This window comes from Lysinibacillus sp. ACHW1.5, assembly GCF_022014815.1.
Taxonomy (GTDB): Bacteria; Bacillota; Bacilli; order Bacillales_A; family Planococcaceae; genus Lysinibacillus; species Lysinibacillus capsici.
In genome coordinates, this window is sequence record NZ_CP091777.1 from 1,456,744 (window position 1) to 1,469,396 (window position 12,653).

General features: G+C 40.3%; 11 protein-coding genes. 8 read left to right on the top strand and 3 right to left on the bottom strand.

Annotated features, from left to right (window positions below):
• Nucleotides 1-23: 23 nt before the first annotated feature.
• The 4 genes from L6W14_RS06910 (at nucleotide 24) to L6W14_RS06925 (ending at nucleotide 2,488) form a co-directional block, all read left to right on the top strand.
• A complete protein-coding gene (locus L6W14_RS06910) occupies nucleotides 24-605 on the top strand; it encodes a bifunctional transcriptional activator/DNA repair enzyme AdaA (RefSeq protein ID WP_237900081.1) in 582 nt (193 codons plus the stop codon).
• Nucleotides 602-1,516, top strand: a complete 915-nt coding sequence (locus L6W14_RS06915; RefSeq protein WP_237900083.1) for a DNA-3-methyladenine glycosylase family protein — start codon at nucleotides 602-604, stop codon at nucleotides 1,514-1,516. The genes L6W14_RS06910 and L6W14_RS06915 overlap by 4 nt, the downstream gene beginning before the upstream one ends.
• Nucleotides 1,503-1,988, top strand: coding sequence for a methylated-DNA--[protein]-cysteine S-methyltransferase (locus L6W14_RS06920; protein WP_131519687.1), 486 nt, complete (start codon nucleotides 1,503-1,505; stop codon nucleotides 1,986-1,988). Before L6W14_RS06915 ends, L6W14_RS06920 begins: the two co-directional genes overlap by 14 nt.
• Nucleotides 1,989-2,170: 182 nt before the next feature.
• Nucleotides 2,171-2,488, top strand: a complete 318-nt coding sequence (locus L6W14_RS06925) for a DUF378 domain-containing protein (protein WP_048389879.1) — start codon at nucleotides 2,171-2,173, stop codon at nucleotides 2,486-2,488.
• Between the two features lie 92 nt (nucleotides 2,489-2,580).
• Here the strand turns inward: L6W14_RS06925 and L6W14_RS06930 are convergent, their stop codons facing one another.
• From L6W14_RS06930 to L6W14_RS06940, 3 genes are all read right to left on the bottom strand, one after another.
• On the bottom strand, nucleotides 2,581-4,101 hold the full coding sequence (locus L6W14_RS06930; RefSeq protein WP_237900085.1) for a CoA-acylating methylmalonate-semialdehyde dehydrogenase: 1,521 nt from the start codon (nucleotides 4,099-4,101) through the stop codon (nucleotides 2,581-2,583).
• A gap of 13 nt (nucleotides 4,102-4,114) precedes the next feature.
• Entirely contained in the window at nucleotides 4,115-5,476 is a 1,362-nt protein-coding gene (locus L6W14_RS06935) for an aspartate aminotransferase family protein (RefSeq protein WP_048389882.1), read from the bottom strand.
• Nucleotides 5,477-5,648: 172 nt separating this feature from the next.
• Entirely contained in the window at nucleotides 5,649-6,818 is a 1,170-nt protein-coding gene (locus L6W14_RS06940) for a PucR family transcriptional regulator (protein WP_237900087.1), read from the bottom strand.
• Nucleotides 6,819-6,958: 140 nt separating this feature from the next.
• On the opposite strand from L6W14_RS06940, the gene L6W14_RS06945 reads away from it, so the two are divergent.
• From L6W14_RS06945 to preA, 4 genes are all read left to right on the top strand, one after another.
• Nucleotides 6,959-8,203 (top strand): Zn-dependent hydrolase, encoded by a 1,245-nt coding sequence (locus tag L6W14_RS06945; RefSeq protein ID WP_131519690.1) that lies wholly within the window; start codon nucleotides 6,959-6,961, stop codon nucleotides 8,201-8,203.
• Nucleotides 8,204-8,247: 44 nt separating this feature from the next.
• Nucleotides 8,248-9,651 (top strand): dihydropyrimidinase, encoded by a 1,404-nt coding sequence (gene hydA, locus L6W14_RS06950; protein ID WP_131519691.1) that lies wholly within the window; start codon nucleotides 8,248-8,250, stop codon nucleotides 9,649-9,651.
• Nucleotides 9,652-9,749: 98 nt separating this feature from the next.
• On the top strand, nucleotides 9,750-11,117 hold the full coding sequence (locus L6W14_RS06955; RefSeq protein ID WP_131519692.1) for an NAD(P)-dependent oxidoreductase: 1,368 nt from the start codon (nucleotides 9,750-9,752) through the stop codon (nucleotides 11,115-11,117).
• A gap of 193 nt (nucleotides 11,118-11,310) precedes the next feature.
• Nucleotides 11,311-12,573, top strand: coding sequence for an NAD-dependent dihydropyrimidine dehydrogenase subunit PreA (preA, locus tag L6W14_RS06960; RefSeq protein ID WP_048389894.1), 1,263 nt, complete (start codon nucleotides 11,311-11,313; stop codon nucleotides 12,571-12,573).
• Nucleotides 12,574-12,653 lie beyond the last annotated feature (80 nt).

Below are 12,653 nucleotides of genomic sequence, written 5' to 3' on the forward strand. Positions count from 1 at the left end.
GATGGGAATGAGGTGAGATAATCGTGGACAATGCAATCAATATCAATTTATCTTTTGAGGAAAAGTGGGAAAAGATTATAACATGTGATAAAACCTATGATGGGCTTTTTTATACAGCGGTTAAAACTACTAAGATTTATTGCCGTCCTTCCTGTAAATCCAGAAAGCCGAAAAAGATGAATGTTGAATTTTATGAAGATATCCAAAAGGTAGAGGCGGCTGGCTATCGGGCATGTAAACGATGTCAGCCTGAAATCGAACATTCCCCACACACGCAATTGATAAAAAATGTCACGACTTTTATTATGAAGGAATATAAACAAAAAGTGACTTTACAGGATATGGCGGAGCATGTTGGCCTCAGTCCCTTTCACCTTGAACGACTATTTAAACAAGAGACTGCTGAGACGCCTCGAACGTATTTAGAGAAAATCAGAATTGATAAGGCTGCCCATCTATTAAAACATACCGACTTTACAAATTTAGAAATATGTTATGAAGCTGGCTTTCAAAGCCCATCTAATTTTTATAAAGTTTTTCGACGGCTGAAAAATTGTTCGCCTACAGAATACCGTAACCTATCGTTGCAGGGGGACATGATATGAAATGGACAAACGATGTTGGCTATTTAGTTATCGAGTTACCACAAGCATTTAATTATAGAGAGTGTTTGCAGTTCTTAAAGCGCTCACATCACGAAATACTTCACCATATAAAGGATGATGTGCTCTACAAATTATTGAAGATTGATGAACAATTTATTTTATGTGAAATAACTGAACAAGCACATAAAATAATAGTAATATTTCCAATGAAACAGCCAGCTAGCCATGAACAGGCGATCATCGCACAATATATCGCAGAGTGGTTTGATTTAACAAAGGATTTGCAGGGGTATTACCAGATGGCTGAAAACGATCAAATCCTAAAGCCACTTGTGAAGAAATATAACGGATTACGGTTAATCGGGATTCCTGATTTATTTGAAGCATTAGTTTGGGCAATTATTGGTCAACAAATAAATTTAACTTTTGCCTATATGTTAAAAAAGAGATTTGTCGAGCATTTTGGAGAATATGTTTACTTTGAGGGGCAAAGCTACTGGCTGTTTCCAACGCCAGAGAGAATAGCCGTTATTGAGGTAGATGATTTGATCCACCTCCAATTTACACGGAGGAAATCAGAATACATTATTGATATTGCCAAAATTATCGTAAGCGGACAATTGACAAAAAATTTGCTGTGGCAACAAGAGGACTACGAAGCCATGAAAAAACGATTAATGGACATTCGAGGAATTGGTGCATGGACAGCAGATTATGTGCTTATGAAATGTCTGCAACAACCGACAGCATTTCCTATAGCAGATGTAGGTCTACATAATGCTTTAAAAATACAACTAGCATTAGAACGAAAACCAACAATTGAAGAATTAAAGAACTATGCGGAACATTGGCAAGGCTGGCAAGCTTATGCCACCTTTTATTTATGGAGGTCACTGTATGAAACGGTATAAATTAGATTATTCATCACCAATTGGGATTATAGAAGTTGAGGGAAGTGATACAGCAATTGATGCCATTAACTTTGCAGAGCGAGAGCAGATCGTCAATGCTCCTCAGCAAGACACACCTGAAGTTTTACTGGAATGTGTTAAGCAATTGCATGAGTATTTTCTAGGTGATCGTCAGGAGTTTTCATTTCCTTATGTTTTTCGAGGTACAGATTTTCAACAAGCTGTTTGGCATGTTTTACCGAGTGTAGGATTTGGTGAAACGGCTTCATACAAGGATATCGCCATTGCTATTAACAATGAAAAAGCTGTAAGGGCTGTTGGTAGTGCGAATGGTAAAAATAATATCAGCATTGTTGTGCCATGTCATCGAATTATCGGCTCCAATGGAACGCTGACAGGTTATGGAGGCGGGATGTGGCGCAAAGAATGGCTGCTTCAGCATGAGCAGACACATAAAAATTTATCCAAGTAACCCCATTCATCAGAGTACGTCATTTCGCCATTTGTACACAGTATAAAAAAGAGGTTATTGCAAAAAATAAGACCGTCAAAATGGCGGTTGTAATGACTAGTCTTTGTCATTTTATCGCTTCTTATGACACCTCCCTGCTAAGAAATATAGCTTGGAGTATTGAAAATAAAGGAGGTGTACACATGAGCGTGCTTTATAGAATCGCCTTAGTACTAGTTATTATAGGTGCAATCAACTGGGGACTCATTGGATTCTTTAGATTTGATTTAGTGGCTTATTTATTTGGTGGACAAACGGCGGTCTTATCTCGTTGGGTTTATGCACTCGTTGGTCTTGCTGGGCTAATTTCGATTCCAATTCTTGTAAAGCGATTTGAAGACGAGGATGATGTAGATACATTTACTCGTATGGATAGAAATCCTAGCTATGGCATGGAGGCTGGAGAAGAAACAGATTTCTCAGAAGTAAGAAAAACGGAAGAGAAAAAAGAGAACAAATAGTTAAACTGTAAAAACTAGTGACCATGTTGTCGCGTCAGTTTTTCAAAATATTCGCGTAGCTATTGACTACGCGAATATTTATTTTTTTAGGATTAGTCCTGATTACTTGGAAATGCAAAGGAAGAGGTAATGTCATTTCCTTGTTCTATCCATTTTTCTGAAATGGTTTTCGCTTTTGTGAAGAAACGAACTTGGTCAGGTCCAAACATATGCCCCTCACCAAATCTTGATTGTTTCCAGCCACCAAAGTTATGATAGCCTACTGGAATAGGAATGGGTACATTGACACCTACCATACCTACTTCAATTTCAGTGGTAAACTTTCGAGCTGCTGCACCATTGTTCGTAAAGATGGTTACACCATTTCCTAATTCATGGGCATTAATAAGGGCTATAGCTTCCTCTAATGATGCCACGCGGACGACATTACGTGCAGGTCCAAAAACCTCTTGTTCATAAATTTCCATTCCAGGCTTTACATGATCGAGTAATGTAGGTCCAAGATAGAAACCATTCGATTGTTTGGAAATTTCCGGATTTCGCCCATCGCAGACCAATGTTGCGCCTTCTTCTAGGCTACGATCGATATAGCCAATGACGGCATCCTTTGATTGCTGAGTAATGACTGGTCCAAAATCAACTTCGGCATCTGTATAGGGACCCACTTTTAATTTGGCAATTTTATCGGCAAGAATACCCACTAATTTATTGGCTGTATCCTCCCCAACAGGAATAATGGTTGACAGTGCCATACAACGCTGGGAGGCAGCTCCATAGGCAGCCCCTAAAAAGGCATTTGCTACATGCTCTAAGTCAGCATCTGGCATAACCACCATATTATTTTTACCTCCCCCAAGTGCTGTGACACGCTTCCCATGTTTAGAGGCTGTAGCATAAATGGCTTCTGCAACTGGCGTAGAGCCTACAAAGGAAATCGCTTCAATGGCTGGATGGCATAACAGCTCATTAACAGCATCTTTGTCTCCATTAATAACAGTCCAAACCCCATCTGGTAAGCCTGCCTCTTTCCACAGCTCTGATAAAAATAATGCTGAGCAAGGAACCCGCTCTGACGGCTTCAGAATCACACAGTTTCCTACAGCCACCGCCATGCTTGTAATTGCGAGCGGTACCATGACAGGGAAATTAAATGGGGAAATAGCCGCTACTATGCCTAATGGTTCTTTCAGAGAATAGGCATTGATATGACCACCAACATTCACTGAATACTCTCCTTTAAGTAAATGGGGGGCATTGATAGCTAAATCAACAGATTCTAAACCGCGAGTAATTTCGCCCTTGGCATCCTCAATCGTTTTGCCACTCTCTGTACAAATCATATCAATTAGTTCATCGATATTTTCTGTTATGAGTTGGCGGAATCTAAGGATAATTTCAGCTCGTTTACCAACTGATAAGCCACGCCAAGCAGGAAAAGCCGCTTGGGCAGCAGCAATCGCTTCCTGTACCTCTTGTTTTGTTGCCAAAGGTACACGAGCAATGACAGTACCTGTGCTTGGATTGTAAACATCTGAAAACTGACCGCTTTTCCCTAGAACTGTTTGTCCATTGATAAAATGACCTAAATCCTGTATGTCTGTATTTGTTACCATCTAGCTATTCCTCCTACAGTTTAATAGAATGTAAGGCTTGTACAAATTTTTCAACAATGAAATTCGTCTCGTCTGAGGAAATAATCAGAGGAGGAGATAAGGTTAACACATTATTGAAACCTGCCACGGTTACCCCATTTTTCCCAATGAGTAACCCTTGTTCCTTACATTGTGTGATCACTTTGTTCACAAGTGTCATGTCGAGCGGTGTTTTGCTATCTTTATCTTGTACTAGCTCTACGCCAATTAATAAGCCTTTCCCACGAATATCCCCAACATTCGGGTGCTCCTTTAATTGCTCCTGTAATGTAGTGAGTAATGTAGCACCTAGTGCAGCCGAGTGGGCAAATAAATTTTCCTTTTCCATTATTTCAATATTTTTTAATGCGACGGCACATGCTGCTGGTGATCCACCGAATGTGTTGACATGACGGAAAAAGTCATATTCCTCAGTTCCAGCAAACGCCTCATAAATTTCACGACGAACAGCTGTAGCAGACAGTGGCATATAAGCGCTTGTTAAGCCTTTTGCCATAGTCACAATATCAGGCTGGATGCCGTAGTTTTGGAATCCAAAAGCTTTGCCTGTACGACCAAAACCACAAATGACTTCATCGACAATGAGTAGTGCGCCATGCTTCTCACAAACAGCTTTAACTCCCTGTAAGTAGCTGTCGTGGGGCATAATTACACCACCGCCAGTAATAATAGGCTCCATAATGACTGCTGCTATGGAATCTGACATTTCCCAAGTCATGACATGATCGATTGCTTGGACGGATGGTAATGCACAAGGGTCCTTACTTTGAATATGGTCTTCATTGGCACGATAAGCGTCAGGTGGAGTGACATGTATAAAACCTGGTGCCAGTGGCTCATATTTATACTTTCGTTGAGCTTGTCCAGTAGCTGCAAGAGCACCCATCGAGCTACCATGATAGGCCCGGTAACGAGAAATAATTTTCGTTCGATTGACGTGACCTTTTTGTTGATGATATTGTCTAGCTATTTTGAAGGCTGCCTCATTTGCCTCTGAGCCACTATTGGAGAAGAAGACGACATAATCATCCCCTAAAAGCTCATTAATTTTTTCACTTAATTGAATAGCAGGGATATGCCCAACAGATAATGGGGTATACGTATTTTCTAGCAATTGCTCATAGGCAGCTTTGGCAATCTCCTCACGTCCATAGCCAACGTTCACACACCATAAACCTGCCATTGCATCTAAATAGCGCTTGCCTTCAATGTCAGTAATCCATGCTCCTTTAGAGGATTGGACGATCATTGTTGCATTTGGATTGTAGGGCTTCATAGAATGCCATACGAATTGTTCATCTTTTACTTGCCAATTGGGACTTGTTACATTTGTCACGAAGCTTCACTCCTTCTAAACAGGTAGTTGATTAGCATGCATATGTTTTCCTCAGATGTGGACAACAAAAATGCGCAGTCGCCCCCATTTGTACTTTATATGTATGCTTCAAGAATTTTAGAAGGAGTATTTAATGAGAAAGATAATTCAGTTAATTTAATGTTGTGACAGGCTATTGATGCATCAAGACATCCTCAATTAAAAAGGCAATATACAAATTAGTCTTCGTAAAGGGATTGCTTAAGTCCATATCTAATAGCATTTCAATTTTCTTAATTTTATAGAGGACGGTGTTTCGATGTATAAATTGACGTTCACTAATCCTGCTTGTACTGCCATTTTCCTCAACAAAAATACGTAAAAAAGGTACATAGTCTGTCCCATGTAGTTCATCATAGTGATAAAGCTGTCCTAAAATATCCTGACTAAACGATTTCATTAGGGGCTGATTTTTCACAGCCATCAATATTTTATAGGCACCGATTTCTTTGTATTTATACAAATAACGATTGTTATGAAGCTGTGCTAAATGGATGACGGTTAAGGACTCATCATAGCTTTGGCGAACATTTTCTAGCTCTTTATGAAAGTTACCTTTGCCGATAATAATATCCAAGTAACCATTTTTTAGCGTGATTTTTTCATAGATTTCTTCTACAACTTTTGAGAAGGGTATATTAGGTGTATTGATTTGTGCTTTATCAATTAAAAAGATGAGGTGATTTTTATGCTTTAATTTTAAGAAGCGTTGATAGCGATTTTGAAAAGCGAATTGGATCATGACCTCATAACGGTCAATAGCTGCTTTGGAGCCAATGGTTGTACAAGTTATGATCGCTAATTCTCTTCCTTGAGGAAATCCTAGCTGTGCTAGTTGATCTTTCATTGTGTTAGTGTTTTGTTTGTAATGAAATAGTAGATTGAAAAGAACCTTTTCTTCGATAGAAAGCTCTTGATGGTGATTGGCAATAAATTGAAAGGTAGTTTTTAATAGATCAGCAATGCGATAATTCCATGGCATTTGAAAAATTGGGAAATCATGTTGATTGGCAAAAGAGATGACGGCTTCTGGAATGCTAGGAATGAATGGTCCTGTATTAATGATAAAGCCAGCTACTTTTTTCGTGTATGCCTGTTTGACAAGATGTTCCAAGGAGTCTTGCTGCGCATCTAAATTAATACCTGTTGTGACGACTAATTCATTGGGTCTACAAAACATGATTAAATGACTGCTTTCCACAACATTAATACCAGTAACTCTGCGATACGTACCACTATGTCCAGCGACTAATGTGAGCATTGGGAAATGAACTCCCTCTACAATTTTACGAATCGTCCCCATACGTTCCCCCCTTAATTATGAACATAACTTACCATATATGATGTGCAGTTGCACATATTTTTTTAGTTTACTATCCATATCTCACAAATTTTATCTATTTTAGAATGTTTATTAACTACTGTGAAAGAGAGGACTTGCATATGTATAAATGTAATAGTAGACGATTGCAAGAGTTAATTGAACAATTTAGTCAATTTGGGGCCACCGAAAATGGTGGCGTCACACGTTTGTCTCTTTCGAATGAGGATGTATTAGCAAGAAACTATTTTTGTGAGTGTTGCAAAACGTTAGGAATGGATATTCAGGTGGACGATATGGGCAACATTTACGCCACTCTTCCTGGTAAAAAGAATGTGCCACCCATTGTCATGGGTTCCCATCTAGATTCAGTAGAAAAAGGTGGAAAATTTGATGGTGTGTTAGGTGTACTAACAGCGATCGAGGCCATTCGAACAATAAAGGAAAATGATATCGAAGTGGACATTCCTCTTACGATTGTCAATTTCACGAATGAAGAAGGGGCACGTTTTGATCCAGCCATGATGAGTTCAGGCGTCATTACCTCAAAATTTGACAAAGAAAAAATGCTACAATCTACAGATAAAAACGGCATTCGTTTTCAACAAGCTTTACAAGCAAGTGGCTATGAGGGAGAGCAAGCCAATCGTCTGAAGGAGGCACTTGCTTATATCGAATTGCATATTGAACAAGGGCCAGTATTAGAAGCAAAACAGCAGGAAATTGGTGTTGTTGAAGGTGTGCTAGGCATGGTCTGCTATGAAATTACAATTAGTGGGCAATCAAACCATGCAGGTACAACCCCAATGCCAATGCGTAAAGACCCAATGATTGTGGCATCAACTATCATTAAAGAGCTATATGAACAATTAGGAAAAATTGACGAACAACTTGTTTTTACTTTTGGTCGTATGAATGTTTCCCCGAATATTCATACCGTTATCCCAAATAAGGTGACATTTACAATTGATTCACGTCATCAAAAGCCAGAGGTCATGCAACAGGTTGAGGATATTCTCAACGCGCTTCCTGAGACAGCGGGCGGATGCCATATTCAGCCTGTCAAGTTATGGGGCAGAGATACCGTGTATTTTGATAGTGCGATTTGCAATGAAGTAGAAAGAGCTTGTCAAAGCTTTGGCTATTCATCTCATCGTATGTTTAGTGGCGCTGGACATGATGCACAGTATATGGCAAGTATGGTTCCTTCCGCGATGATTTTTGTTCCAAGTATTGAAGGGAAGAGTCATTGTGAAGAAGAGGAAACAGCCTTTGAAGATTGTGCAAAGGGCGCAGATATTTTATTGGAAACGGTGTTAACGCTACAAACGAAGTTTAGTATGGGCGAAACATATACACTGCATTAACTATCAAGCATTCTCTAATTTTGTGATGAAGGGTGAGAGGCATAGTGAAAAAAATCATTAAAGGTGGACGAGTAGCAACTGCTGCTGATGTATTTGAGGCAGATATTTTAATTGAGAACGGGAAAATTGTTCAAATTGGACAAAATTTAACGGATGCTGGCGCCGAAATTATTGATGCTACAGGCAAGTACGTATTGCCTGGAGGCATTGATCCCCATACGCATTTAGACATGCCATTCAATAACACGGTGACGGATGATGATTGGAAATCAGGCACCATTGCAGCGGCTTTTGGTGGGACAACTACTATTTTAGATTTCTGTTTAACAGCAGGAGAAGAAAAATTAGCAACAGCCGTAGAGAAATGGCATGACAAGGCAAAAGGAAAATCTGCTATTGACTATGGCTTCCACTTGATGATTGGTGATCTAACACCTGAAACCGAAGCTGAATTACCACAATTGTTGGAGCAAGAGGGCATTACTTCTGTTAAGGTCTTCATGGCTTATGCAAAAGAATTCCAAGCGACAGATCGTACATTATTTAAAGCCTTTAAAATCGCTAAGGATCTTGGTGCGATAGTGATGGTCCATTGTGAAAATGGCTCTGTTATAGATGAGCTAGTAGAGGAGGCAAGACGTGCTGGACATAAGGAACCGATCTATCATGCACTAACTCGTCCAGCGGAATTGGAAGGAGAGGCAACAAAGCGTGCTATCGAATTAGCGCATATAGCTGGTGCGAAGCTCTATGTGGTGCATGTGACTTGTAAAGAAGCGGTAGATGAAATTATTGCCGCTCGTGAAAAGGGCTATGATGTTTATGGTGAAACTTGTCCACCGTATTTAACGCTCGATCAATCCGCATTAGCGCAACCAGGCTTTGAAGGAGCCAAATATGTTTGGTCACCGCCACTTCGTCCTAAATATCATCAAGAACATTTATGGAATGCCTTAAAGGCAAAACAGCTACAGACGATTGGCTCAGATCAATGCTCCTTTAGCTTTAAAGGTAAAAAGCAATTAGGCTTAAATGATTTCTCGAAAATTCCAAATGGCGGACCATTCATTGAAGACCGCTTCAGTATTTTATACTCTGAGGGCGTGGCAAAAGGCAGAATTTCCATCCATGAATTTGTTGATATGATCTCTACTAGTGCCGCAAAAATATTTGGCTTATTCCCGCAAAAAGGAACGATTGCAATTGGTTCAGATGCGGATATCGTCATTTTTGACCCAGAGGCACAGCGTCAAATTTCAGCTAAAACACATCATATGAATGTGGACTATAACCCATATGAAGGCTGGGAGGTAACAGGTGAGCCTGTTAGTGTACTCGTACGTGGGGAATATGTCATTAAAAATAAAGAATTTGTAGGTGTACTTGGCAGTGGACGATACATTAAACGTCCATTAAAAACAGTAACTGCGGAAGCTCTAAACATTTAGCTTCCTACAGGATAGACCGATTGTTTTGACTGGAGAGCAAAACAATCGGTTTCGTAATTAGGGTACGGAAAAAATGAACACATGAGGGGGATGTGGAAATGGTTCCGATTCAAGAAAATGCAATGACCGTGCAGCTTAGACGTAATTTTGTGGAATTAAAAGGTAAGATGACAAAGAATGAGGCTATTGAGGAAGCCAATCGTTGTTTGTATTGCTATGACGCACCATGTATTAAAGCATGTCCAACAAGTATTCAAATACCAAATTTCATAAAAAAAATTGCATCTGGTAATATGAAGGGTTCTGCTACGACTATATTAGAAGCAAACCCAATTGGTGCAAGCTGTGCAAGAGTTTGTCCAACGGAAGAACTGTGTGAAGGGGCGTGTGTCTTAAATTCTTCAACAAAGCCAATTAAAATTGGTGAGTTACAACGTTATGCAACGGATTGGGCAATGGAAACCAATGCTCAGCTATTTAAGGCAGGTCCACATAATGGACAGAAAATAGCCATTGTAGGGGCAGGTCCTGCTGGTTTGTCGGCAGCTCGTGAGCTCAGTCGTTTAGGCTATCAAGTAACTATTTATGAGGCTGAAGCGAAGGCAGGGGGCTTAGGAAGCTATGGGATTGTAGCATTCCGATTACCAAATGATGTCGTAGATTGGGAAGTAGAGCAGATTGAACAGCTCGGTGTGGACATTCAAACGAATACAGCTGTAGGTGTGGATATTTCTGCTGATGAAATTTTGGCTCAGTATGACAGTGTGATTTTAGCTGTCGGTATGGGTGCTGTCCCAAATTTGGGCATTGATGGGGAAGAATTAGAAGGGGTACATGATGCCATTGAGTTTATTCGAAAAACAAAAATGGGACCGCTTACAAATGATATTGTAGGGAAACGAGTAGCCGTAATCGGTGCTGGAAACACGGCGATAGACGGTGCTACAAGTGCGGTGCGTTTAGGCGCAGATAATGTACAAATTCTCTATCGTAGAACAGAAAAAGAAATGACAGCATACAAATTTGAATATGAATTTGCCAAGCAGGATGGTGTGGCATTTAAATGGCTAACTGCACCTAAAAAAATTATTGGCAATGAAGCAGGAAAGGTGACAGGCATTGAATGTGTGAAAATGAAGCTTGGTGAGGCAGGTCCTGATGGTCGACAACGCCCTGAAGAAGTAAAGGGCTCCAATTTTATCATTGAAGTGGATGCTGTTATTAAAGCCATCGGGCAAACTCGTTTTGTATCGTTAATTGAAGCCTTTGGTTTAGCTCATACAAATGGTGTCGTAGACATTGATGAGACAACAATGCAAACGTCCAATGACAAAGTATTTGCATGTGGAGATGTTGTCTTTGGTAATGGCCAGGGTGAAGCGATGGTAGTGACCGCTGTACAGCAAGGAAAAGATGCAGCATATAAGATTCATGAACGTTTAAGAAAACCAAGTGAGATTGCATAAAGTGAACCTTCAATCAGTGAGGCTCTTTCTCCACTGATTGTTAGATTCACCAATCGGGTTTATACAGGCTGTTAATCCCCCATCTGAATGATTACATTAGCCTATGTTTTGAAATGGTGGTCATACAGCCTGTATCTGGCACTATGCTTTCAGTTGACAAAAGATTGTTAGTACGGATAGAGGGGGAACTTATATGGCAGACTTACGCATTAATTTAGCGGGCATCAAATCGCCGAATCCATTTTGGCTAGCATCTGCTCCACCAACGAATTCAGGCTATCAAGTCCAACGTGCATTTGAAGCGGGCTGGGGTGGCGCAGTTTGGAAAACGTTAGGAGAACCGATTTTAAATGTGTCTTCCCGTTTTGCAGCAGTTAGCTATAATGGCCAACGTGTGGCAGGCTTTAACAATATTGAATTAATTACGGATCGACCATTAGAAGTGAATTTACAAGAAATTTATGAGACGAAAAAGAAATTTCCTAATCACGCAATTATTGCCTCGTTAATGGTGGAACCAAAGCAAGAAAAATGGCATGAAATTGTCAAACGAGTAGAAGATGTGGGGGTTGATGGTCTTGAGCTTAACTTTGGTTGTCCACATGGGATGGCAGAACGAGGCATGGGTTCTGCCTCTGGTCAAGTCCCTGAATTGGTGGAAAAACAAACGTACTGGGTAAAGGAAGCGGCGCGTACACCTGTTATTGTTAAACTAACGCCCAACATTACGGATATTACCGTGACGGCGGAAGCGGCAACACGAGGTGGAGCAGATGCTGTGAGTATGATTAATACGATTAACAGTTTAGCTGGTGTTGATTTAGATTCTTGGAATACAGTACCACATGTGGCTGGAAAAGGAGCTCATGGGGGCTATTGTGGTCCAGCAGTTAAACCAATTGCACTGAACATGGTTGCAGAATGTGCTCGTAATCCATTAGTCAATGTACCGATTTCGGGCATTGGGGGGATCTCCAATTGGCAGGATGCAGCGGAATTTATTTTAATGGGTGCGACAGGCGTACAGGTATGTACAGCAGCAATGCATCATGGCTTTAGTATTGTGGAGGATATGATTGATGGGCTGAATAACTACTTAGATGATAAAGGTCTAGCTTCCGTCATGGATTTAGTTGGTCGCTCTGTACAAAGGTATTCAAACTGGGGTGATTTAGATTTAAATTATAAAATTGTCGCAGAAATTAATAATGATGTTTGTATTAATTGCAATAAGTGTCATATTGCTTGCGAGGATACATCCCATCAATGTATTGACCTTTATACGGAGGATGGTCGCCCAATGCTAAAGGTTCGTGAGGAAGACTGCGTAGGCTGTAATTTATGCTCAATTGTTTGTCCTGTCGATGGAGCCATTTCAATGGTTGAACGCCCATCTACAATTCCGCCAATGACATGGAATGAACGCCAATCACTTCTTAGCAGTCTATCAAAATAAAGGACCGTTGTTCATTTTTGAATAAAGATTAAAATCGAAATTCCACCTTCCTTCAGCATTTTGGGTGAAGGAAGGCACTT

What these genes read in the sequence shown, in the direction of transcription:
- L6W14_RS06915 (WP_237900083.1), top strand. Translation starts at nt 602, where the DNA reads ATGAAATGGACAAACGATGTTGGCTATTTAGTTATCGAGTTACCACAA.
- L6W14_RS06920 (WP_131519687.1), top strand. Translation starts at nt 1,503, where the DNA reads ATGAAACGGTATAAATTAGATTATTCATCACCAATTGGGATTATAGAA.
- L6W14_RS06925 (WP_048389879.1), top strand. Translation starts at nt 2,171, where the DNA reads ATGAGCGTGCTTTATAGAATCGCCTTAGTACTAGTTATTATAGGTGCA.
- L6W14_RS06930 (WP_237900085.1), bottom strand. Translation starts at nt 4,101, where the DNA reads ATGGTAACAAATACAGACATACAGGATTTAGGTCATTTTATCAATGGA.
- L6W14_RS06940 (WP_237900087.1), bottom strand. Translation starts at nt 6,818, where the DNA reads ATGGGGACGATTCGTAAAATTGTAGAGGGAGTTCATTTCCCAATGCTC.
- L6W14_RS06945 (WP_131519690.1), top strand. Translation starts at nt 6,959, where the DNA reads ATGTATAAATGTAATAGTAGACGATTGCAAGAGTTAATTGAACAATTT.
- L6W14_RS06955 (WP_131519692.1), top strand. Translation starts at nt 9,750, where the DNA reads ATGGTTCCGATTCAAGAAAATGCAATGACCGTGCAGCTTAGACGTAAT.
- preA (WP_048389894.1), top strand. Translation starts at nt 11,311, where the DNA reads ATGGCAGACTTACGCATTAATTTAGCGGGCATCAAATCGCCGAATCCA.